This is a genomic window from Rahnella bonaserana (assembly GCF_019049675.1).
Classification (GTDB): Bacteria; Pseudomonadota; Gammaproteobacteria; order Enterobacterales; family Enterobacteriaceae; genus Rahnella; species Rahnella bonaserana.
On sequence record NZ_JAFMOW010000044.1, the window covers coordinates 1 to 23,029 of the forward strand.

Here is a 23,029-nt window from a genome sequence, read left to right on the forward strand (position 1 = left end):
TTCGCGGCCTTTTTGATGTTTTCACTTATTCTTTCGGAGTGGCATTCTCTACACGACTCTTCAATTTCTGTCCCGGACGGAAAGTCACCACACGACGCGCCGTGATCGGAATATCTTCGCCGGTTTTCGGGTTACGTCCCGGACGTTGGTTTTTGTCACGCAGATCAAAGTTGCCAAAGCCAGACAGTTTTACTTGCTCGCCATTTTCCAAAGCACGACGGACTTCTTCGAAAAATATCTCAACAAGGTCTTTGGCATCCCGTTTGCTCAGCCCGAGCTTCTCAAACAGGTGTTCTGACATTTCAGCTTTAGTAAGCGCCATAGGTTCAATCCCTCAAGGATGCTTGGAATCGCTGTTTTAGAGCCTCTACACATTTTGCAACGGTAGCGGCGATCTCCTCTTCTTCCAGTGTACGGCCGGTATCCTGCAACACCAGACTGATAGCCAGGCTCTTGTAACCTTCAGCTACGCCCTTGCCACGGTACACATCAAACAAGTTTACGCCAACTACCTGATTTGCGCCAACTTTCTTGCACTCTGCCAAAATATCGTCTGCGGGCACGTTTTCGGCCACTACTACAGCGATGTCACGACGGTTCGCCGGGAAGCGAGAAATCTCTTTCGCATCAGGCAGTACGCGGTCTGCGACCTTGTTCCATAACAATTCGAAGACCACGGTACGACCATTGAGATCGAGTTTACGTTCCAGCTCAGGGTGTACTACACCAATGAAACCAATACGTTCGCCGCGTAAATAAATCGCTGCGCTCTGCCCAGGATGCAGCGCAGGATTTACTTCAACCTTGAACTGTACATCGTTCATTTTGCCGGTAAGCTCAAGAATAGCCTCAAGATCACCTTTCAAATCGTAGTAGTCAACTGCCTGACGCGCCAGATCCCAATGCTCTTCATTTTTAGTACCGGAGATCACACCAGACAGCATGACGTCCTGACGGATACCCAAATCGGCTTTTGTATCAGGGACAAAGCGCAGGCCGCTTTCAAATAAACGCACGCGACTTTGCTGACGATTTTGGTTATTCACCACCGCAGTCAGCAGGCCAGACCACAGGGAAAGACGCATTGCTGACATTTCTACCGAAATCGGGCTTGGCAAAATCAGCGCTTCTTCGCCAGGATGCAGGAGAGCCTGAACTTTGGGATCCACAAAACTATAGGTGATCGCTTCCTGGAAGCCACGGTCAACCAGCAGATTTTTCACACGTTTCAGCGGCAAATTCGCTTCACGGTGTTTAGTCATCACCAGACTGGCTTTCACTGGCACATCAGGAATGTTGTTGTAGCCGTAAACACGGGCCACTTCTTCCACCAGGTCTTCTTCGATTTGCATATCGAAACGCCAGCTTGGCGCGACAGCCACCCAGTGATCGCCGTTGTGCTGAACCTGACAGCCCAGACGGGTCAGAATATCGGTCACCTGCGCGTCTTCTACATGGTGACCAATCAGGCGATCCAGCTTTTCACGACGCAGTGTGATGGTCGCCGCTTTTGGCAAATGCTCCTGGGAAGTGGCATTGATGACCGGACCGGCTTCACCACCACAAATGCTCAGCAGCAGCGCAGTTGCGCGCTCAATAGCTTTGAATTGCAGCTCAGGATCCACACCACGTTCATAGCGATGAGAAGCATCAGTATGCAGCCCCTGACGGCGTGCACGGCCAGTGATGGAAAGCGGAGCAAAGAACGCAGATTCCAGCAGGACATCCTGCGTTTCATCATTCACACCAGAATATTCGCCACCAAAGATACCGGCCATCGCCAGTGCTTTCTCGTGGTCAGCGATCACCAGCGTATCTTCCGCCAGTTTAGCTTCGGTACCATCGAGCAACGTTAATGCTTCGTCTTTTTGCGCCATGCGCACGACGATGCCGCCGGCGATGCGATTCAAATCGAACGCATGCATTGGCTGGCCGAGTTCGAGCAGCACGAAGTTAGTAATATCAACGACAGCATCGATAGAACGGATACCGCAGCGGCGCAGTTTTTCACGCATCCACAGCGGCGTTGCGGCCTTAACGTTGATGCCTTTAACCACACGGCCCACATAGCGCGGACACGCCTGAGGCGCCTGCACGTCAATGGAGATTGTGGCGTCAAGGGTGGCTTTCACCGGATTGATTTCTGGCTCAACCAGCGGCAGTTGATTAATCACCGCCACATCACGCGCTACGCCCAGAATGCCCAGACAGTCTGCACGGTTTGGCGTCACGCTGATTTCGATAATGGAGTCATCAAGCTTCAGGAATTCACGGATATCGGTACCGACCGGTGCATCCAGCGGCAATTCGATGATACCGTCATGATCTTCGGAAATACCCAACTCAGAGAAAGAACACAACATGCCTTCTGAAGGCTCACCACGCAGCTTGGCGGCTTTGATTTTAAAATCACCCGGCAACACGGCGCCCACGGTCGCGACGGCAACTTTAAGGCCCTGACGGCAGTTTGGTGCGCCACAAACGATGTCCAGCAGGCGATCGCCACCGACATTCACTTTAGTCACACGCAGTTTATCTGCGTTAGGGTGCTGACCACATTCGACAACTTCACCGACAACCACGCCATTAAATGCGCCGGAAACCGGGTCCACGCCATCGACTTCAAGGCCAGCCATGGTGATTTGGTCTGATAATGCTTCGCTGCTGATGGCTGGGTTTACCCACTCACGCAACCAGAGTTCACTGAATTTCATGTGATATTCCCGCCTTACTTAAACTGTTTGAGGAAACGCAGATCATTTTCGAAGAATGCACGCAGGTCAGTCACGCCATAACGCAACATAGTCAGACGTTCCATTCCCATGCCGAAAGCAAAACCGGAATACACTTCAGGGTCGATGCCGACGTTACGCAGTACATTCGGGTGCACCATGCCGCAACCCAGCACTTCCAGCCACTTGCCATTTTTGCCCATCACATCCACTTCCGCGGAAGGTTCTGTGAACGGGAAATAAGATGGACGGAAACGAATCTGCAAATCAGCTTCAAAGAAGTTGTTCAGGAAATCGTGCAGTGTGCCTTTCAGGTTGGAGAAGCTGATGTCTTTATCAACGATCAGACCTTCCATCTGATGGAACATCGGGGTGTGAGTCTGGTCGTAATCATTACGATAAACGCGGCCCGGCGCGATGATACGAATCGGCGGCTGCTGATCTTTCATCGTACGGATCTGAACACCGGAAGTCTGTGTGCGCAGCAAACGCTTGGCGTCAAACCAGAATGTATCGTGGTCGGCACGTGCCGGATGGTGGCCTGGAATATTCAGGGCATCGAAGTTGTGATAGTCATCTTCGATTTCCGGGCCGGTTTCCACGGTAAAGCCTAATTCACCGAAGAAGGTTTCAATGCGGTCGATAGTACGGGTCACCGGGTGCAGACCACCGTTTTCGATGCGGCGGCCAGGCAGGGAAACGTCAATCGTTTCTTCAGCCAGACGTGCATTCAGTTCGGCAGACTCAAGCGTATTTTTACGCGCGTTCAGGGCTTCCTGAACCAGCGCTTTCGCTTCATTGATGACCGCGCCCGCTGCCGGACGTTCTTCCGCAGGTAATTCACGGAGTGTTGTCATCTGGAGTGTCAGGTGGCCTTTCTTACCCAGATATTCGACACGCACGTTATCCAGCGCGGCGATATCCTGAGCACTCTCTACGGCTGCCTTGGCATTGGCAACCAGCTCTGCGAGATGTGGCATTGCTTTCCTCTTCTTCTGGCCAATATGGCCCGATGTAAAATAACCGTGATTAATCAGGGGCGCGATTTTGACCCTGAACCTTAGTGTATAAAGCACAGATACAAAAAAGCCTCCACGAGGGAGGCTTAGGCGCTACTTTTCGTTTCTTCTCTTACGCGCGAAAGCCTTCCTGAGTCAGGCGCTAAAGTAAAAAAAGAAACGGAAAATAGCAGCATTCATGCTTGCGTTACCTTATCGGTTGTAAATTTTGTGCCGGGATTGAAACGGGATTCTGCATATCAAACAAAGGGTATTAAACAACGAAACACAATGTTTTTAAACACAAAATATAAAAGAGGGAGCAAGCTCCCTCTTTCACCTGACTTACGCCAGTGCTGCTTTCGCTTTTTCGACCAGTGCAGAGAATGCCACTTTGTCGAATACTGCGATGTCAGCCAAGATCTTACGGTCAATTTCAATAGAAGCTTTTTTCAAGCCGTTAATGAATTTGCTGTAAGACATGTCGTTCTGACGAGCTGCTGCGTTGATACGCGCGATCCACAGCTGACGGAATTGACGTTTCTTTTGACGACGGTCACGGTAAGCGTATTGACCAGCTTTGATAACAGCCTGGAATGCAACACGATATACGCGAGAACGGGCACCGTAGTAGCCTTTCGCCTGTTTTAAGATTTTCTTGTGACGTGCACGTGCAATCACACCACGTTTTACGCGAGCCATATGCTCTCCTGAGTTTTATATTCTAGATTAAAAAAAGTGTATTTATGCGTACGGCAGACATGCAGAGACCAGACCCAAATCGTTCTTGGATACCAGGCCTTTTGGACGCAAGTGACGTTTACGCTTAGTAGCTTTTTTGGTCAGAATATGACGCAGGTTTGCGTGCTTACGCTTAAAACCACCGTTGGCGGTTTTTTTGAAGCGTTTAGCGGCGCCGCGTACTGTTTTGATCTTTGGCATTTTAAATTCCACTTCGCATTGTTATTAACATGAATCAGAAAGGCGAATCCAGCATACGCGGTGCGAACACCGCGCAGCAGGATTACTTGGAAGCCTTACTGTTTCTTCTTAGGTGCGAGCACCATGATCATCTGACGACCTTCGATCTTCGTAGGGAAGGATTCGACAACGGCCAGTTCAGAATCTTCACACAGGTCTTTACGGACGCGGTTAAGCACTTCCATACCGATCTGTTGGTGCGCCATTTCACGCCCGCGGAAACGCAGGGTGATTTTGGCTTTATCGCCATCTTCCAGAAAGCGAATCAGGTTGCGTAGTTTGACCTGATAGTCGCCATCATCGGTACCAGGTCGGAATTTGATTTCCTTAACCTGAATAACTTTTTGTTTCTTCTTCTGCTCTTTGGTCGACTTGCTCTTCTCGTAGAGGAATTTGCCGTAATCCATGATTCGACAAACTGGCGGCTCGGCATTCGGACTGATTTCTACTAAATCGACGCCCGCTTCCTCAGCTTTTTCAAGAGCTTCATTCAGACTGACAATACCAATCTGCTCGCCATCGACGCCTGTGAGGCGAACTTCTTGCGCGCGAATCTCTTTGTTAATGCGATTAGGACGCGCCGGTTGAACTCGTTTTCCGCCTTTAATACTTTATTCCTCCAGTTGATGAAGACTTCTGCTGCGGATTTCCGCCAGCAGTTTGTCAACGACTTCGCTAACATCCATGCTTCCTAAGTCTTTGCCGCGGCGGGTACGAACAGCAACTTTGCCTGCTTCGACCTCTTTATCGCCACAAACTAACATATAAGGAACACGGCGTAGCGTGTGTTCGCGAATTTTAAAGCCAATCTTCTCATTTCTCAAGTCGGCTTTAACGCGAATGCCTGCATCTTGCAGTTTTTTAGTTAATTCTTCGACATAGGTAGCTTGTGTATCAGTGATATTCATGATCACTACCTGAACCGGAGCCATCCATGTTGGGAAGAAGCCAGCGTATTCTTCAGTCAGAATACCGATGAAACGCTCCATTGAACCCAGGATAGCACGGTGAATCATTACCGGGACCTGACGGTCGTTGCTTTCGCCAATATAAGAGGCGTTCAAGCGACCAGGTAATGAAAAGTCGAGCTGCACGGTACCACACTGCCACGCACGATCCAAACAATCATGCAAGGTAAATTCAATTTTCGGACCGTAGAACGCCCCTTCACCTGGCTGATATTCGAACGGAATGTTGTTTTCGGTCAGCGCGGCTGCCAGATCATCCTCAGCACGAGTCCACATTTCGTCAGTACCAATGCGCTTCTCAGGACGGGTGGATAATTTCACCACAATCTTTTCGAAGCCAAAAGTGCTGTACATGTCATAAACCATGCGGATACAGCTGTTCACTTCATCACGTACCTGCTCTTCAGTACAGAAGATGTGGGCATCATCCTGAGTGAAGCCACGAACGCGCATCAGGCCATGCAATGCACCTGACGGCTCATTACGGTGGCAGCTGCCGAACTCGGCCATACGCAGCGGCAGATCACGGTAGGATTTGAGACCCTGGTTGAAGATCTGTACGTGACCCGGGCAGTTCATCGGTTTAATGCAATATTCACGGTTTTCAGAAGAAGTGGTGAACATTGCTTCTTTGTAGTTTTCCCAGTGACCTGTTTTTTCCCAGAGCACACGGTCCATCATGAACGGACCTTTCACTTCCTGATAGTCGTATGACTTCAGTTTCATGCGTACGAAGGCTTCCAGTTCACGGAAAATAGTCCAGCCGTCGTTGTGCCAGAACACCATACCTGGCGCTTCTTCCTGCATGTGATACAGGTCGAGTTGCTTACCAATTTTACGGTGATCGCGTTTACCGGCCTCTTCCAGACGCTGAATATAGGCATTAAGTTGCTTTTTATCTGCCCATGCAGTGCCGTAGATACGTTGCAGCATTTTGTTATCACTGTTGCCACGCCAGTAAGCACCGGAGGTTTTCTGCAGTTTGAAATGATGGCAAAAACGCATGTTCGGTACGTGCGGACCACGGCACATATCGACGTATTCTTCATGGTGGTATAAGCCCGGATGATCATCATGACTGATGTTTTCATCCAGAATGGCCACTTTGTATTCTTCGCCACGGCTTGCAAAGGTATCGCGCGCTTCCTGCCAGCTGACTTTCTTTTTAATAACGTCGTAATTCTTTTCAGCCAGTTCGTGCATACGCTTTTCAAGCAGTTCGATGTCTTCCTGAGTCAACGTACGATCTAAATCGACGTCGTAGTAGAAGCCATTATCGATAACCGGACCGATAGCCATTTTGGTGTCCGGCCACAGTTGCTTGATGGCATGACCCAAAAGGTGCGCACAGGAGTGGCGCAAAATTTCAAGACCGGCTTCGTCTTTAGCGGTGATGATCGCCAGTTGTGCATCGGTTTCAATCAGGTCAGTTGCATCAACCAGTTCGCCGTTAACGCGACCCGCGATACAGGCTTTAGCCAGACCCGGACCGATATCAAGCGCAACATCAAGAGGAGAAACGGGGCGATCAAAAACGCGCTGGCTTCCATCAGGAAGAGTAATGACAGGCATGTTAATTCCTTAATCTACAGTGGTGCCCCACACGACAGAGCACATCTAGAAAAATATTTGAGTGTAATTTCATGTAGTTATTCACGCTATTCAGCTTTACTTTGCCAAATATAGGCACCCTGGAATACATCACGTAATTGTATCGGGATGCGACGTGAAAACAGGCAACGAGTTTAACACCCGTAAAGTGCGAATTTCCAGCAACCTGTGTTGCTTAATGTGGATATTTTTCGTGTAATCCCCACCGGTGAGATAAGGTATTCAGAGAAACATGAGATAAGGGAAGCATATGTCTGAAGTCAGGCTGTTATTTGAAGCAATAGGTTTGGGTTTGGTGGTCCTCCTTCCGCTGGCAAATCCCCTGACTACCGTGGCGCTGTTGCTCGGTCTTTCAGGGAAAATGACTACGCAGGAAAGAAACCAGCAATCGCTGATGGCCTCTGTGTATGTCTTCATCATCATGATGGTGGCGTATTACGCTGGTCAGCTGGTCATGAACACATTTGGGATTTCTATTCCCGGCCTGCGAATTGCAGGGGGTTTAATCGTCACTTTTATCGGATTCAGAATGCTTTTCCCACAACCCCATGTGGAAGAGAGGGTACTGATTGAGAATAAAACCGAGGAAATGAGGAAACAGGAATCGCCAAATATTGCCTTCGTTCCGCTGGCTATGCCAAGCACGGCGGGCCCGGGGACTATAGCGATGATCATCAGCAGCGCGTCTACCGTGCGGGATTCTGATTACCCTCACTGGGTCATCACCGTCGCACCGGTGATTATCTTCTTTTTAGTCGGGCTGATTTTATGGATAACGCTGCGCAGTTCAGGTGCGATTATGCGCCTGGTCGGCAAGAGCGGGATTGAAGCGATTTCGCGACTGATGGGATTTCTGCTGGTGTGTATGGGGGTTCAGTTTGTAATTAACGGGATCCTTGAAATCATCAAGACATTACCGCCAGCAGCCTGAGTTGCTGGCGGTACCTCAACGCTTATCGCATGGCAAGGTAAGCGTTGTTCACCTTCCACAAATAACGCGGTGCCTGAGGCGCAGGATGGTTCTTCTGCACATGCTGGGAAAACTCAGCAGGTGTCATCAGATTAATCTTCGCAATGGCGTAGGTTTTATCTTTCGCAAACGTCCTCAGCAACGCACCTGCCCCGTTCACGTAAGCTAATGTCGTCGCATAACGACGGGTTTCAGGGTTGCTGATGCCTGCCAGTTGCTGTTGCAGGATACTCAGATACGCCGTACCCAGGTCAATATTCACCGCCGGATCTTTTAAATCACGTGGCGTAGGCTGACCGTAACGTCCTTTCATCCGGTAGGCATCGCGTCCTGCCGTTGAGGCCTTTAGCTGCATTAACCCAATCGCATTCGATTTGCTGACAACGGTTGGGTTATATCCAGATTCGACCTGAATGATTGCTTTAACAAGTGTTTCGTCTACGCCGTAAGTATTTGCCGCCTGGTGAATAACATCACCATAAGGCCCCGGATGCATTAATGAAGTATCCCGCTGAGGTGGCGGTGATGGATTCAAAAAACGCGTAGTTTGAACCGGTGTTTCTTTAGCGCAACCCGCCAGTAATAGCGCGGCCATCAAATAAAGAATGTTTGGTTTCACGTTATCTCTCTCGCGACTGGGACGAGATGTAGCATATACATCTTCTTTCCACACCTGAATATATTTTTAGTCTATTATTATTATTGTTTTGTTAAACAAGGGAGTTAGGAACATGTCGATAAGACAATTCCGCATATAAAACCTCTTTCATGTCACATATTCTGAAAATAACCGATTCATTGATTACACTCTCAGTCCGTCCACGTCGTAAATTGCATCAATTAACATCATCATCTGATTAAGCCGTGCGCCGGATCGGGTTTTTAAAGCAGAGAAAACGCTAACTTAATGAATTATCGGGCCAGTCAGAAGGGGTAATACCATGTGGCAAGCCGTCAATCGTTTGTTGAGTGAACACCTAGGCAGTGCAGAAATCCGCGAACGTGTTGAACTGCCGGGAGGTGATATCCATCCGGCATGGCGGTTGAGCTATGGTGACAGGGACGTGTTTGTGAAATGCAATGCGCGCGAGATGCTGCCTATTTTTGCGGCAGAAGCCGATCAACTCGCCCTGCTTGCGCGTAGCCAGACCGTCCGGGTACCGGAAGTTTACGGGGTAGGCAGTGACCGTGATTACAGCTTTCTTATGCTCGAATACATCCCACAAAAACCGCTGGATGCGCACAATGCCTATGTTTTAGGGCAACAACTTGCCGCTTTGCACCAATGGAGTGAACAGCTGCAATTTGGTCTCGATTTCGATAATGAACTGGCGACGCTCCCGCAACCTAATAGCTGGCAACGACGCTGGGCCACGTTTTTCGCTGAACAACGGATTGGCTGGCAGTTACAACTGGCGGCAGAGAAAGGGATGACATTCGGCAATATTGAAGACATTACCGCGCTGGTTCATGCGCGGTTGCAGAATCATCAGCCGCAGCCATCTTTATTACACGGCGATTTATGGCCACATAACTGCGGATTATCTGAAAACGGCCCCGTTATTTTCGACCCGGCGTGTTACTGGGGCGACAGAGAATGTGATCTGGCCATGTTGCCGTTGTATCCCAATGTTCCGTCTCAGTTATATGACGGCTATCAGAGTAAAACGCCGTTGCCGGAGGACTTCATTTCCAGGCAACCTCTCTACCAGTTATATTATCTGCTCAACCGCAGTAACTTATTCGGAGGCCAGCATCTGGTGGTGGCGCAACGTGCGGTGGAGAGACTTTTACACGATGACATCAATTAATGCAGCACTCTTTTAGCGCCAAAAAAAAGGCCTGAATACGTGAATATTCAGGCCTTATTTATATCTTTTACAACGCTCAGCCACATATCAAGTCACAACGAAATGTTATGAATATGTTGTATGAACTATCCGGTGATTAACCCTAATAATTTCAAAATGAAATACCCGATAACTGCAATGATGATCGGCAGAATATACAACGGGAAATACTGCACCAAAATAGTGTGCCGGGGTATCACAATGCGCTCTTCAATCTGAGGACGAGTCCGTCCTTCTGCGCCTTTCGCCTGCTCAAGGATAAGCTGATCCTGGATCCCCTCGCGAATATGTTTCACCTGACGGGACATTCTTGCGCCGGAAGCCTGAAGTGCCAGCCCCACAAAAATCAGCCAGTAGATGATGAAGAACATGATATTCGCACTTGTCACGCCCTGCCCCAGAGACGGAACCGGCGAGTTGTACCAAAAAACGTTCAAAAATGAAGTGTTAAACTTAATCATATCAACCATCACGTGGACAAAGTCCAGCATAACAGCATTGATGCCCTGCTCCGTTTTAGTATGCTGATTGATAAAGGTTAGCAGTGAGATCAGCGTTGAAAGCAGCGCAGGAATAAAAATAATCCATCCTGCAATCCGTTTAATCACTGCCACACGTCCGGCCTGTTGGTACGTCATGAATTCCCCTTATTAGGATACCTTAAGCAACAGCTAAGTTTACCCACAGAAAGGTTTTCCCGCCCAATGTTTTAATCAGTTAGCACCTCTTCAGTGCCAGCGCCGATATCACTTGTCTGTACAACAGATTTCATCCGCGCAGAAGCCAATGATACAGTGAGGGTCTATTCACTGTTAGGGAGTCCGCTTTCATGGCTTATGTCCGCCCTGTTGATGCAGCAATTTTCGATATGGATGGTCTGTTAATTGATTCTGAACGGTTGTGGGTTCAGGCAGAACTGGACGTTTTCAGCAGCCTTGGCGTCGATATTTCTCAGCGACATTTGCTGCCCGACACTCTTGGGTTGCGTATCGATCAGGTCGTCAGAATGTGGTATCAGGTACTGCCGTGGCAGGGACCAGGTCAGGCGGAAGTGGCTTCGATGGTCATTGCCCGTACCATTGAACTGGTAGAACAAACCCGGCCATTGTTGCCTGGCGTTAATCACGCGCTTGAATTGTGCCGTGATCAGGGGCTGAAGATTGGCCTGGCCTCCGCGTCACCTTTATTCATGCTCGATACCGTGCTGGAAATGTTCAATCTGCAATCCTATTTCCAGGTTCGCGTGTCTGCCGAGAAACTGCCTTACAGCAAACCGCATCCTGAAGTTTACCTGCAGGCTGCCGGTGAGTTAGCGGTCGACCCGCTGAACTGCGTCACGCTCGAAGACTCTTTTAATGGCATGATTGCCACGAAAGCCGCGCGTATGCGTTCTGTTGTCGTACCGGACAAAGAATACTTTGCCGATCCGCGTTGGGCGCTGGCTGATATCAAACTCGCTTCTCTCGAAGAATTACGTACAGCCCATATCAGTTGATCTCAATGTCAGTTGAAATAAATGTGCAGCGGCTGCGGTTGCTGCGCACCTTCCCACCGCCCTCATCCCTGGTTCACACACTTCCCCTGCCACAAATTTCGCAGCGAGGTTTTATTTCGCAAACCTTGAACTGACTCATAAAATAAATAAAACGTTATTTCATTTTTATTGAATTCGTATGCCAATGAACCTATTCTTTCTGCAACAAGGACGAGCCGGGAGCTCTCCTGCTTCTGTACGCTGTCACTGCCACGCAACGGTCAGACTCGCCCGGTAAGTCCTCCTTAACCGATATCCAACGAGAGGCACCGACATGCAAGTTCGTCAAAGCATTCACAGCGACCACGCAAAAACGCTTGATACCGCTGAATTACGCCGCGAATTTCTCATCGAGAAAATTTTTGAAAAAAATGCCTACACCATGACCTACAGTCATATCGACCGCATCATTGTCGGTGGCGTTATGCCTGCCGAAAAAACGGTATCTGTGGGCGATGAAGTGGGTAAACAGCTTGGCGTGAGCTATTTCCTTGAACGTCGCGAACTGGGCGTGATCAACATTGGCGGCCCAGGTCTTATTGTGGTTGATGGCACGACCTATGAAATTGGTCATGAAGAAGCGCTGTATGTCGGCAAAGGGGCAAAACTTGTCGAATTCAGTAGCGTTAATGCGGCTACACCTGCCAAGTTTTACTATAACAGCGCCCCTGCCCATACCACTTTCCCGAACAAAAAGATCACGCTGGCGGAAGCTTCACCACAGACTATCGGTGATGCCGCAACCAGTAACCGCCGCACTATCAATAAATTTATCGTGCCTGATGTACTGGAAACCTGCCAGCTGACCATGGGGCTGACCAAGCTCGAAGAAGGCAGCCTGTGGAACACCATGCCTTGCCACACTCACGAACGCCGCATGGAAGTCTATTTCTACTTCAACATGGAAGCGGAAACCGCCGTATTCCACATGATGGGGAAACCGCAGGAAACCCGTCATTTATTAGTGCATAACGAGCAGGCGGTGATTTCGCCAAGCTGGTCGATTCATGCTGGTGTAGGGACAAAAAACTACACCTTCATCTGGGGTATGGTAGGAGAAAATCAGGTATTCGACGATATGGATCACGTCAAGGTCAGCGAACTGCGCTAACTCTCAGGCTCTGTCGCCGCAGGCAGAGCCACTCAATTTTTATGGCGAATGTGCCGTTGCAAAAGAGACTCTGAATATGATCCTCGATTCATTTGAATTAAACGGCAAAGTCGCCATCGTGACCGGCTGTAACACCGGACTTGGCCAGGGCATGGCGCTGGGTCTTGCTCAGGCGGGTTGCGATATTGTAGGTATCAACCAGTCCGCTCCCGAAGAGACAGAACAAAAGATCATCGCTACCGGCCGTCGCTTTCTCGATTTACGCGCCGACCTGAGCAGCATTCATGACATTGCGCAGCTGATCGAAAAAGCTGTCGCTGAATTCGGCCATATCGACATACTGGTGAATAATGCCGGGATTATTCGCCGGGAAGATGCTATCGAGTTCAGCGAAAAAAACTGGGACGACGTAATGAATGTGAACAGCAAGACGCTGTTCTTTATGTCTCAGGCAGCAGCGAAGCAGTTCATTAAACAAGGCAACGGCGGGAAAATTATTAATATTGCGTCGATGTTGTCTTATCAGGGCGGGATCCGCGTTCCTTCATACACCGCCTCGAAAAGCGCAGTCATGGGGATTACCCGGCTGATGGCAAATGAATGGGCGAAGCATAATGTGAATGTGAATGCGATCGCGCCGGGTTACATGGCCACCAACAACACCGAGCAACTTCGCGCAGATGGCGAGCGCAGTAAAGAAATTCTCGACAGGATCCCCGCCGGTCGATGGGGTTTGCCGGAAGATGTCATGGGGCCGGTGGTATTTCTGGCGTCAAAAGCTTCCGATTATGTCAACGGCTACACCATTGCGGTGGATGGCGGCTGGCTGGCCAGGTGACGGCTGCAAACGTGACAATTAAATGGCGTATTTTTATACGCCTTTTTCCTTTTAATCAATCCGTTGACAATTAGTTACAGGGTGTCTCTTCCAAGATTGTGACAGTTTCACTTATACTGGATAAAATAACAGTTATCCAGTTCGGACGCGTCATGACGGCGGAAGGCCATCTCATTTTCTCAATCGCCTGTGCGGTATTTGCCAAAAAGGCGCAGCTCTCTCCGGAGCTGGCGCACGGCGACTGGTGGCATATTATTCCAGGGTCCCTGCTTACCTGTTTATTGCCCGACATCGATCATCCGAAATCAGTGCTAGGCCAGCGTCTGAAGTGGCTTTCCCATCCTATCGCCAGAGCATTTGGTCACCGTGGTTTTACTCACAGTTTACTGGCGGTGGCGGGCGGTATTTTTCTTTTACGCACACATTTCCCGCACGACTGGGTCATTCCGGCAGATGCTTTCCACGCCATGATCATTGGTTATCTGAGCCACATTCTTGCCGATATGCTGACCCCCGCGGGTGTTCCTCTGCTCTGGCCGTGCCGCTGGCGTTTTCGTCTGCCATTAATCAACAGTCAAAAAGGCAATCAGCTTGAACGGACGTTATGTCTGATGCTGGTCGGTTTAACGCTGTTCTGGCCCGACTGGACGCCCATCATTGGTGCAATCAATCCGGATATTTTTAATCACATCCTGAAATTGTTCATCTGACAAGCATAAAATAACGCCAATGTGGCGATATTTAGTACGAATAAAACCGAAAAGTTATAAAGCATTCTTTTTGGATATAAATGTTCAGGTGCTCAAACTGATATTCTGCTCACCATTGCTTTGGGATGGTGCAAACCCTGTCGGGGACACCCGTTTTAAATATCAAAATTATAAGTCTGGAGTTCGGTATGAATCTTCCGCTCGTTCTTAACGTAGTGGTTTTCGTTGTTCTCCTGTTGCTGCTGGCGCAAACCCGCCACAAGCAATGGAGTCTGGCAAAAAAAGTATTACTCGGTCTGGCCATGGGTGTGGTGTTTGGCCTGGTTTTACAGCTGATCTACGGTTCCGATGATCCGGTACTGAAAACCTCTATTACCTGGTTCAATATTGTCGGTAATGGCTATGTTCAGTTGCTGCAAATGATTGTCATGCCGCTGGTCTTCGTTTCGATTCTGAGTGCGGTAGCAAAACTGCATAACGCGTCTTCGCTGGGCAAAATCAGTTTCCTGACCATCGGTACCCTGCTGTTCACCACGTTGATTGCCTCGCTGGTGGGGATCTTTGTTACCGGCCTGTTTGGTCTGACTGCAGAAGGTCTGGTGCAGGGGACGCAGGAAACCGCGCGTCTGACTGCGATTCAGTCAAACTATGTGGGTAAAGTAGCCGACCTGAGCGTGCCTCAGTTGATCCTTTCCTTTATACCTAAGAACCCGTTTGCTGATCTGACAGGCGCAAGCCCGACGTCGATCATCAGCGTCGTTATCTTTGCAGCCTTCGTGGGCGTTGCCGCCCTGCAACTGGTGAAAGATGACGCAGAAAAAGGCCCGCGCGTTCTGGCATTCATCGAAACCCTGCAGGCTTGGGTGATGAAACTGGTACGTCTGGTTATGAAACTGACCCCGTATGGCGTTCTGGCGCTGATGACCAAAGTGGTTGCCGGTTCCAACATTCAGGACATCATTAAACTGGGCAGCTTCGTTGTCGCGTCTTACCTGGGTCTGGGTATTATGTTTGTGGTCCACGCCGTGCTGCTTTCTTTCACTGGCGTGAATCCTGCGAAATTCTTCCGTAAAGTCTGGCCGGTGCTGACTTTCGCGTTCACCAGTCGCTCCAGTGCAGCAACTATTCCGCTGAGCGTTGAAGCACAAACGCGTCGTCTGGGTATTCCGGAATCCATCGCAAGCTTTGCCGCGTCCTTTGGTGCCACAATCGGCCAAAACGGTTGTGCGGGCCTGTACCCGACAATGCTGGCCGTGATGGTTGCGCCAACAGTCGGTATTAACCCGTTTGATCCGGTGTGGATTGCTACGCTGGTCGGCATCGTGACACTAAGCTCTGCCGGTGTGGCGGGTGTTGGTGGTGGTGCGACGTTCGCTGCGCTGATCGTATTGCCAGCGATGGGCCTGCCGGTAACGCTGGTGGCCTTGCTTATCTCCGTCGAGCCATTGATTGACATGGGTCGTACTGCGCTTAACGTCAGCGGTTCAATGACTGCAGGTACAATTACCAGTCAGTTGCTGAAACAGACCGACAAAGAAGTGATGGATTCGGAAGAAACAGCAGAACTGGCACACCGCTAAGTTCAGATTACTGAAAACAAAAACCGAAGCCACTGGCTTCGGTTTTTTTATGCGTTCATTTCCGCAGTGGTTCAGAACGGATAGTCGTGGAATCCGATCTGCTCAGAAATATTACGCGCGGCGGTATGCAGCATTTCCACGTAGTGACTTTTGCTTTCTTCAGAGAAACGAATTGTCGGGAAGGAAATGCTTAATCCGGCAATCACAACGCCGAAGCGGTCGAAGACAGGCACCGCAATACAACGCAGACCTTGTTCCTGTTCTTCGTTATCTTCGCCATAACCTTGCTCACGCACCTGAACCAGCGCAGCCTGCAGATCGGCTGCATTCATGATGGTGTTTTCAGTACTGCGGGTAAATTCAATTTCCTGGAGCAGCATACTGACTTCCGCTTTGTCGCCCCACGCCAGCAGCACTTTACCAATCGCCGTGGTATGCAGGGGATTGCGGCGACCAATGCGTGAATGCATGCGCAGGTTATACATGGAATCAATTTTATGGATGTAGACGATACCGTCTTCATCCAGCGCGCCAAGGTGAATAGTTTCACGGGTCAGCCTGGACAATTCGCGCATCTGAATATCGGCGCTGCGGATAAGATCGACGTTTTGCAGTGCTTTGGCGCCCAGCTCAAACAATTTCAGAGTCAGTGAATATTTCTCTGACTCGCCTTCCTGCGCGACATAACCGAGTGACTTCATAGTCTGAAGGAAACGGTAAACCGTGCTTTTTGACATCATAACGCGTTGAGAAAGTTCAGTAATACCAATCTCACGTTCTTCGCCCAGCGCCTGTAAAATACCAAAAACTTTCAGGACAGAAGAGACGGAATCGGGTTGCTTATCAAGATCTGCGATAGCCATAGGGTGAGTTACCTGCTCGCGTTGGTTTTGTTTCAAAAAAAATAGAACGTGGTTTTTATTATAGTGGTAAGCCTTGTACAGAAGCAATCAACCCATTGATCGAGAATGTAAGAACTGTTAAGCCAGTTTCATTCCCGGCAGAGGGATAAATAATTCATTTCATCATGTGACAATTGTCACTTTAAGTTGATTAGCGTAGTAATATTCCCCTTACTGATGACTACGCACTGACAGAACTCATGACTCCAACACCCACTGATGGCTTACCTGTTCCACAACGATATGGCGCGATTCTGGCGATTGCGCTGGGGATCACCGTATCTGTGCTTGACGGGGCGATCGCAAACGTCGCGCTTCCGACGATTGCCAGTGATTTCCATGCCAGTCCGGCGACGTCAATCTGGGTGGTGAATGCCTACCAGCTGGCGATTACAATTTCGCTGCTTTCTCTGGCATCGCTGGGCGATATTTTCGGCTACCGGCGTATCTATCAGACCGGGCTGTTGGTGTTTAGTATCACCTCACTTTTTTGCGCCCTTTCTGATTCCCTGCTGACACTGACGGTTGCCCGCGTTTTACAAGGTTTTGGCGCCGCCGCGATCATGAGTGTGAACACTGCGCTTATCCGGATTATTTATCCTCAGCGATTCTTAGGGCGAGGCGTAGGCATCAATGCGCTGATTGTGGCTGTTTCTGCCGCTGCCGGTCCGACCATCGCCGCGGGCATCCTTTCTGTCGCGTCCTGGCAATGGCTTTTTGCGATCAACGTGCCGATAGGTATTGTTGCTCTGATTCTGGGGCTTAAATTCCTGCCTGCTAATTCCACACGCAGCCAGGGGCAACGTTTTGATATTACCAGCAGCGTGATGAACGCCCTGACCTTTGGTTTACTGATCAGCGCCATCAGCGGGTTTGCGCAGGGCCTGAATCATATGCTGATCCTCGGCGAAGTCATTGCGCTTCTGGTCATCGGCTGGTTCTTTGTTCGCCGTCAGCTGACGAGACCCTTCCCGCTGCTGCCGGTTGATTTGCTGCGTATTCCGATTTTCAGTATGTCGCTCGGGACTTCCCTGTGTTCTTTCAGCGCACAGATGCTGGCATTTGTTTCCCTGCCCTTCTTCCTGCAAAACACATTGGGTCTGAATTCTGTGGAAACCGGCCTTCTGCTGACGCCATGGCCGCTGGCGACCATGGTCATGGCACCGATTGCAGGCCGCCTGGTGGAGCGTTTCCATCCGGGAATGCTGGGCGGTATCGGTCTGGTAGTCTTTTCATTTGGGCTGTTTTCGCTCTCTTTGCTGCCACCCGAGCCTTCCCATCTGAACATCATCTGGCGCATGTTGCTGTGCGGAGCCGGTTTCGGATTATTCCAGTCACCCAATAACCACACGATTATCAGCTCAGCACCGCGCAATCGCAGCGGAGGAGCCAGTGGCCTGTTGGGTACTGCGCGCCTTCTGGGACAAACTACCGGCGCGGCAATGGTCGCACTGATGTTTAACCTGTTCCCGCAGCACGGTACGCACGCTTCTCTGATCCTCGCCGGCACTCTCGCAGGCACCGGCGCGCTGGTCAGTCTGCTACGAATGACGCAGAAAACCAGCAGCCAGCGTGAAGCAGAAAACGCCAGACAATAAAATTCAGGCATAAAAAAGCCCGGCTATTATTGCCGGGCTTTTTTTTATCAGTCATCGCCAGAGGCTGCTTATTTGCTTCTTATTTAATATAGGCACCGCTGCGCAGCGCTTCAATACGCTTATCCAGCGGCGGGTGAGACATAAACAACTCACTGAATGACTTCGATTTACCGTTGATACAGAACGCCATCATGCTTCCCGCTTCCTGAGGTTCATGACTGGTTTTCAGACGCTGCAATGCAGCAATCATTTTTTCACGGCCTACCAGTTTTGCAGAACCCGCATCGGCATGGAATTCACGGTGACGCGAGAACCACATGGTAATGATGCTGGCCAGAATACCGAATACCAGTTCCAGCACGGTGGCCACGGCAAAATAAATCAACGGGTTGCCGTTACTGCTCTCTTCGCCATCACGGTTACCGGAAAGGAACCCGGAAGCCACCTGCGCGATAATACGTGAAATGAAGATAACGAAGGTGTTCACCACACCCTGGATCAGGGTCATGGTCACCATGTCGCCATTCGCAATGTGGCTGATTTCGTGAGCGATAACCGCTTCGGCTTCATCCTGACTCATGCTTTGCAACAATCCGGTGCTGACAGCCACCAGAGACGCATCGCGGCGCGCGCCTGTCGCGAACGCATTAATATCTGGCGCGTGATAAATCGCGACCTGTGGCATACCGATGCCCGCCTGCTGGGACTGACGACGAACGGTTTCCATCAACCAGCGTTCGGTTTCATTACGAGGTTGCACGATAACTTCACCACCCACCGAGCGCAACGCCATCCATTTAGACATCAGCAACGAGACAATTGCACCACCGAAGCCAAACAGCCCGGCCATGATCATCAATCCCGGCACGCTGCTGTGCTGAATGCCAGTCAGGCTAAGCACCAGCCCGAATACCAGCATAACGGCCAGGTTAGTCAGCAGGAACAACGCTATACGCATCATAAAATTTTACTTCCTCATTGTTACTTCATTGTTATTGGCAGAGTTTAACCACCGGCACATAGCACTCCCGGCTGTACTGATCCTATGGGCTTCTTACTAAGATTCAAGAGTCCATGCGTTCTGAAGGTCTAAAATCACAATACTTTACATTTTGAAGCGTTTAATTTCACAGACAAGCCTGAAATTAAGAGGATTTTCATAATTCACGCATAAAAAAAGCGCACCGAAGTGCGCTTTCTTATGTGACCCACTGCGTGCTTATTTAGCGGCAGTCTGATCGGCCTGAGCCTTTTCCAGATTACCGAGGTCTACGGCAATATGGTCAGCTTCATCGAGATAAGGATCCGGAGCAACGTAGTCTTTCGGCAAATCGTCGAGAGATTTCAGCGGCTTCTTACCTTCACGCTTGAAGCGTTCATTCAGACGGCTAAGACGCAGGGCATCGTCCTCTTTATCTTCTTTATCACGCTGTGCGTAATTCAGAGAGGCGATGTTACGTTTGTCTTTCAGCGCCTTGTAATGGGCAATGTCTTGCTGGATGTACTGGAACTCAGGATCTTTTGCAATACGGGCTTCGTGGTCTTTCAGCAATTCAGGCAGGAACGGTTTCATGTCGCCTAATTTGGTGTAAGTTGCCGCATTTATGCTATCCCACGGGAGTGCGTTATCTTCGAACTTCTCGCCGGTTTCAATCGATTCAATACCGGTTGGCATCAGAATGTCCGGGGTCACCCCTTTACGCTGAGTACTGCCACCGTTGATACGATAAAACTTCTGGATAGTGTATTGCACGGAGCCGAGTGCAGGCCATTCCGGACGCAGCATCTGGTCATAAATACGGTTCAGAGAACGGTATTGCTGAACTGTGCCTTTGCCGAAGGTTGGCTCACCCACAATCAGCGCCCGTCCGTAATCCTGCATAGCAGCTGCGAAGATTTCGGAAGCGGAAGCACTGAAGCGATCAACCAGAACCACCAGCGGACCTTTGTAGTAAACGACACCATCGGTATCGCTGTCCTGACGGATACGACCGTTGTTATCGCGAACCTGAACCACAGGGCCACTTGGAATAAACAGACCAGACAGCGAAACCGCTTCAGTCAGGGCACCACCGCCGTTGGTACGGAGGTCGATAACCAGACTGTTGACGTTCTGCTTCGCCATTTTTTGCAACTGTACTTTGACGTCATCTGTCAGGCCCACGTAAAAACCAGGAATGTCCATCACAGCGACTTTTTGAGCGCCGACATTCTTAATAGTCATTTTAACTGCGCGGTCTTCCAGACGGATTTTCTCGCGAGTCAGCGTGATCACGTGGTTTTTAGCATTCTTGCCAGCAGGCAAGATTTGCAGACGGACTTTGCTGCCTTTCGGCCCTTTGATGAGGGCAACGACGTCATCAAGACGCCAGCCAATCACATCAACAATTGGCGTTTGCTTTCCTGCCTGAACCTGTCCCACACCGACAATACGGTCACCAACGGCGATAGCTTTGCTTTTGGCCGCCGGGCCGCCAGCTACCATCGAATTGATGACGGTGTAATCGTCGTCGCCCTGCAATACTGCGCCAATACCTTCCAGAGACAGGCTCATTTCGGTATTAAACTGCTCAGTGCTGCGGGGAGAGAGATAGTTAGTGTGCGGATCGATTTCATGCGCGAAGGCATTCATCACCAGCTGGAAAACATCTTCGCTGTTGCTTTGTGTCAGGCGTTTCATCGCAAAATGATAACGCTTGGAAAGCACGTCACGGATTTCCTGATCGTTTTTGCCAGTCAGTTTGAGGTTCAGCTCGTCATATTTGACTTTCGCATCCCACAATTTGTCCAGCTCCGCGCGGTCTTTCGGCCACGGTGCTTTACTGCGATCAAGTTCAATTGTGTCATTACCCGTGAAATCCATCGGGCGCTCAAGCACTTTCAACGCATAATCATAGCGTTCAAAACGGCGTTTTTGAGCCAGATTGAAAAGAGCATAGGGCGTGGTTAACTGACCGGTTTTCAGTTCCTCACCCAAGGTTGCACGTTTATCCGTAAACTGTGCGACATCGGAAGCCATTAATACGTTATGGCCATAATCGAGCATGTTGAGATAACGGTCGAAGATTTTCGCTGAGAAATCTGCATTAAGGTCGAACTGACGATAATGTGAACGGGTAAAGCGAGCAGTAACACGCTCGCTCACCGTTGCATCCTGAGGATCCTGAGTTAAATTAGGAAGTTGAGCGAGAGTCACCGGTGCACTCTCGTTCGCGGCAAAGCTGGTATTCACCAGCCCTGCTCCTGCCATTAACAGACCCGCAATAACGCTTAATCTGACAAATTTGTTCATGCCTGAGTTGGCCTCCGTATCAGAACTGCAAGTGTTCTGCGCGCACGATCATCGCCAGACCCGAAGAGAGTTGAACGCGTACACCGTCTTTGGCAATTTCCAAAACGGTTGCATCCATAGCACTCTGTCCTGCTCTGACTTTGATTTCCTGGCCAATTTGCAGTTTTGAAATGTCTGTTACTGGCACCTGACGCGGTTCACGTTTTTCCTCACGCGGTGGGCGAGGTGTACGTGGTTTGCGATTTTCCTGACCAGCCACAGCAGCAGGCGCATTTTCACGACGTGGCGCGGGTTTTTTACCGGCCGGACGTGGACGACGTGGCTCAGTGGTTTCACCGGCTTCACGACGTTTAGCCTGTTGTTCTGCACGTTGTGCCTGAACACGGGCTTTTGCTTCTTCCAACTGTTTACGGGCATGTTCAACGTGCTGCTCTTCGAGAACGCCACATGAATTACCATCAAGGTCAACGCGTTCCGCGCCAACTTTAACGCCGTACAAATAGCGCCAGCTTGAGGTATACAGACGCAGAGCAGAGCGTAACTGAGTTTTGCTCAGATTCTCTTCACCTTGCACGCGCTCGACCAAATCCGCAAAGATACCGATCTTTAATGGGCGTGCTTCGCCTTCGGCGGTAAAACAGAGCGGGAACCGCTCAGCCAAAAAGGCGATGACTTCTTTACTACTGTTCAACTTAGGTTGATTTTCCATGAAATTTCCTGATTACAACGGGTTTGCCAACCGGCGCAGGCATGAACAGGCGTCATTATAATGACGCCGTTATTAAATGCCACGTTATCCGACGATCAACTTACGATCAGATTGACATATTTTTCAGCATCGCAGTTTTCGAGATGCTGGCAAAGCCCGCTGACTAACTCTGTCAGCCCCTGTTCATCGGCTTCGTCAAAGCGTTGATAAACGGTGCTATCAATGTCTAATACGCCGATCACTTTGCCATTAACTGTTACAGGCAGAACGATTTCGGCATTACTTGCTGCGTCACAGGCGATATGGCCCGGGAAGGCATGCACATCACCCACACGTTGCACGGTATTTTCCGCCACTGCGGTACCGCAGACGCCTTTTCCTACCGGAATACGCACGCAGGCAATTTTACCCTGGAAAGGCCCCAGCACCAGTGTTGTGCCATCCATCAGATAAAAACCTACCCAGTTAACGCCTTCAAGACGTTCAAAAAGTAAGGCACTTGCGTTCGACAGAGTCGCAATAAAATTGTTTTCTCCGGCGATCAACGCGCTCAAATCACGTTTTAATTCCGTGTAGAATGCTTCTTTATTCATGTCGTAACCAATAATAACCTAAGGGCATTGAGCCGTTCTGTTGTGCTTAACC

Annotated in this window: 23 protein-coding genes and 1 other annotated feature; of the genes, 8 read left to right on the plus strand and 15 right to left on the minus strand. The window is 49.9% G+C overall.

Annotation, left to right across the window (positions count from 1 at the left end; translation table 11 throughout):
- Positions 1–25 precede the first annotated feature (25 nt).
- The 8 genes from ihfA to thrS all read right to left on the minus strand — a co-directional run bounded on the left by ihfA (position 26) and on the right by thrS (position 7,251).
- Positions 26–322 (minus strand): integration host factor subunit alpha, encoded by a 297-nt coding sequence (gene ihfA / locus J1778_RS00985; RefSeq protein ID WP_004089944.1) that lies wholly within the window; start codon positions 320–322, stop codon positions 26–28.
- A 4-nt stretch (positions 323–326) separates the two neighbouring features.
- Positions 327–2,714, minus strand: coding sequence for a phenylalanine--tRNA ligase subunit beta (gene pheT / locus J1778_RS00990; protein ID WP_217171603.1), 2,388 nt, complete (start codon positions 2,712–2,714; stop codon positions 327–329).
- 14 nt (positions 2,715–2,728) lie between these two features.
- On the minus strand, positions 2,729–3,712 hold the full coding sequence (pheS, locus tag J1778_RS00995; RefSeq protein WP_217171604.1) for a phenylalanine--tRNA ligase subunit alpha: 984 nt from the start codon (positions 3,710–3,712) through the stop codon (positions 2,729–2,731).
- Positions 3,713–3,811: 99 nt separating this feature from the next.
- Positions 3,812–3,936: a sequence feature (Phe leader region), on the minus strand.
- The gene (gene pheM, locus J1778_RS01000; protein ID WP_106120997.1) at positions 3,887–3,931 is read right to left on the minus strand and encodes a pheST operon leader peptide PheM; all 45 of its coding nucleotides are present in this window, start codon (positions 3,929–3,931) and stop codon (positions 3,887–3,889) included. (Overlaps the previous feature by 45 nt.)
- Before the next feature lie 139 nt (positions 3,937–4,075).
- Positions 4,076–4,432 (minus strand): 50S ribosomal protein L20, encoded by a 357-nt coding sequence (gene rplT / locus J1778_RS01005; RefSeq protein WP_013576134.1) that lies wholly within the window; start codon positions 4,430–4,432, stop codon positions 4,076–4,078.
- 42 nt (positions 4,433–4,474) lie between these two features.
- Positions 4,475–4,672 carry a 50S ribosomal protein L35 gene (gene rpmI / locus J1778_RS01010; RefSeq protein ID WP_013576135.1) on the minus strand — a complete coding sequence of 66 codons (198 nt, stop codon included), beginning with the start codon at positions 4,670–4,672 and terminating at the stop codon, positions 4,475–4,477.
- 95 nt (positions 4,673–4,767) lie between these two features.
- Positions 4,768–5,319 carry a translation initiation factor IF-3 gene (gene infC / locus J1778_RS01015; protein ID WP_013576136.1) on the minus strand — a complete coding sequence of 184 codons (552 nt, stop codon included), beginning with the start codon at positions 5,317–5,319 and terminating at the stop codon, positions 4,768–4,770.
- A gap of 3 nt (positions 5,320–5,322) precedes the next feature.
- Positions 5,323–7,251: a threonine--tRNA ligase gene (gene thrS, locus J1778_RS01020; RefSeq protein ID WP_217171605.1), complete on the minus strand. Its 1,929-nt coding sequence runs from the start codon at positions 7,249–7,251 to the stop codon at positions 5,323–5,325.
- 289 nt (positions 7,252–7,540) lie between these two features.
- On the opposite strand from thrS, the gene J1778_RS01025 reads away from it, so the two are divergent.
- Entirely contained in the window at positions 7,541–8,221 is a 681-nt protein-coding gene (locus tag J1778_RS01025) for a MarC family NAAT transporter (protein ID WP_217171606.1), read from the plus strand.
- A gap of 22 nt (positions 8,222–8,243) precedes the next feature.
- On the opposite strand, the gene J1778_RS01030 is transcribed toward J1778_RS01025, so the two are convergent.
- Positions 8,244–8,879, minus strand: coding sequence for a transglycosylase SLT domain-containing protein (locus J1778_RS01030; protein WP_420804056.1), 636 nt, complete (start codon positions 8,877–8,879; stop codon positions 8,244–8,246).
- Positions 8,880–9,201: 322 nt separating this feature from the next.
- On the opposite strand from J1778_RS01030, the gene J1778_RS01035 reads away from it, so the two are divergent.
- The gene (locus J1778_RS01035) at positions 9,202–10,071 is read left to right on the plus strand and encodes a fructosamine kinase family protein (protein WP_217171607.1); all 870 of its coding nucleotides are present in this window, start codon (positions 9,202–9,204) and stop codon (positions 10,069–10,071) included.
- 125 nt (positions 10,072–10,196) lie between these two features.
- On the opposite strand, the gene J1778_RS01040 is transcribed toward J1778_RS01035, so the two are convergent.
- Entirely contained in the window at positions 10,197–10,748 is a 552-nt protein-coding gene (locus J1778_RS01040) for a YniB family protein (protein ID WP_217171608.1), read from the minus strand.
- A 191-nt stretch (positions 10,749–10,939) separates the two neighbouring features.
- On the opposite strand from J1778_RS01040, the gene hxpB reads away from it, so the two are divergent.
- From hxpB to J1778_RS01065, 5 genes are all read left to right on the plus strand, one after another.
- Positions 10,940–11,605: a hexitol phosphatase HxpB gene (gene hxpB / locus J1778_RS01045; RefSeq protein WP_217171609.1), complete on the plus strand. Its 666-nt coding sequence runs from the start codon at positions 10,940–10,942 to the stop codon at positions 11,603–11,605.
- A gap of 313 nt (positions 11,606–11,918) precedes the next feature.
- A complete protein-coding gene (gene kduI / locus J1778_RS01050) occupies positions 11,919–12,755 on the plus strand; it encodes a 5-dehydro-4-deoxy-D-glucuronate isomerase (protein ID WP_217171610.1) in 837 nt (278 codons plus the stop codon).
- 76 nt (positions 12,756–12,831) lie between these two features.
- On the plus strand, positions 12,832–13,593 hold the full coding sequence (kduD, locus tag J1778_RS01055) for a 2-dehydro-3-deoxy-D-gluconate 5-dehydrogenase KduD (protein WP_217171611.1): 762 nt from the start codon (positions 12,832–12,834) through the stop codon (positions 13,591–13,593).
- A 152-nt stretch (positions 13,594–13,745) separates the two neighbouring features.
- Positions 13,746–14,303, plus strand: coding sequence for a metal-dependent hydrolase (locus J1778_RS01060; RefSeq protein ID WP_217171638.1), 558 nt, complete (start codon positions 13,746–13,748; stop codon positions 14,301–14,303).
- A 188-nt stretch (positions 14,304–14,491) separates the two neighbouring features.
- The gene (locus J1778_RS01065; protein WP_217171612.1) at positions 14,492–15,883 is read left to right on the plus strand and encodes an L-cystine transporter; all 1,392 of its coding nucleotides are present in this window, start codon (positions 14,492–14,494) and stop codon (positions 15,881–15,883) included.
- Between the two features lie 71 nt (positions 15,884–15,954).
- Here J1778_RS01065 and kdgR read toward each other — a convergent pair whose 3' ends face one another.
- The gene (kdgR, locus tag J1778_RS01070; RefSeq protein ID WP_217171613.1) at positions 15,955–16,746 is read right to left on the minus strand and encodes a DNA-binding transcriptional regulator KdgR; all 792 of its coding nucleotides are present in this window, start codon (positions 16,744–16,746) and stop codon (positions 15,955–15,957) included.
- A gap of 239 nt (positions 16,747–16,985) precedes the next feature.
- Between kdgR and J1778_RS01075 the strand changes: the two genes are divergently transcribed.
- Positions 16,986–18,383 carry an MFS transporter gene (locus tag J1778_RS01075; RefSeq protein ID WP_217171614.1) on the plus strand — a complete coding sequence of 466 codons (1,398 nt, stop codon included), beginning with the start codon at positions 16,986–16,988 and terminating at the stop codon, positions 18,381–18,383.
- A 79-nt stretch (positions 18,384–18,462) separates the two neighbouring features.
- Here the strand turns inward: J1778_RS01075 and htpX are convergent, their stop codons facing one another.
- The 4 genes from htpX to J1778_RS01095 form a co-directional block, all read right to left on the minus strand.
- Complete coding sequence (gene htpX / locus J1778_RS01080; protein ID WP_217171615.1) at positions 18,463–19,344, minus strand: protease HtpX; 882 nt, start codon at positions 19,342–19,344, stop codon at positions 18,463–18,465.
- A gap of 258 nt (positions 19,345–19,602) precedes the next feature.
- On the minus strand, positions 19,603–21,675 hold the full coding sequence (gene prc / locus J1778_RS01085) for a carboxy terminal-processing peptidase (RefSeq protein ID WP_217171616.1): 2,073 nt from the start codon (positions 21,673–21,675) through the stop codon (positions 19,603–19,605).
- A 19-nt stretch (positions 21,676–21,694) separates the two neighbouring features.
- Positions 21,695–22,384, minus strand: a complete 690-nt coding sequence (gene proQ, locus J1778_RS01090) for an RNA chaperone ProQ (RefSeq protein WP_112287990.1) — start codon at positions 22,382–22,384, stop codon at positions 21,695–21,697.
- Positions 22,385–22,479: 95 nt separating this feature from the next.
- Complete coding sequence (locus J1778_RS01095) at positions 22,480–22,977, minus strand: GAF domain-containing protein (protein WP_112287991.1); 498 nt, start codon at positions 22,975–22,977, stop codon at positions 22,480–22,482.
- Positions 22,978–23,029 lie beyond the last annotated feature (52 nt).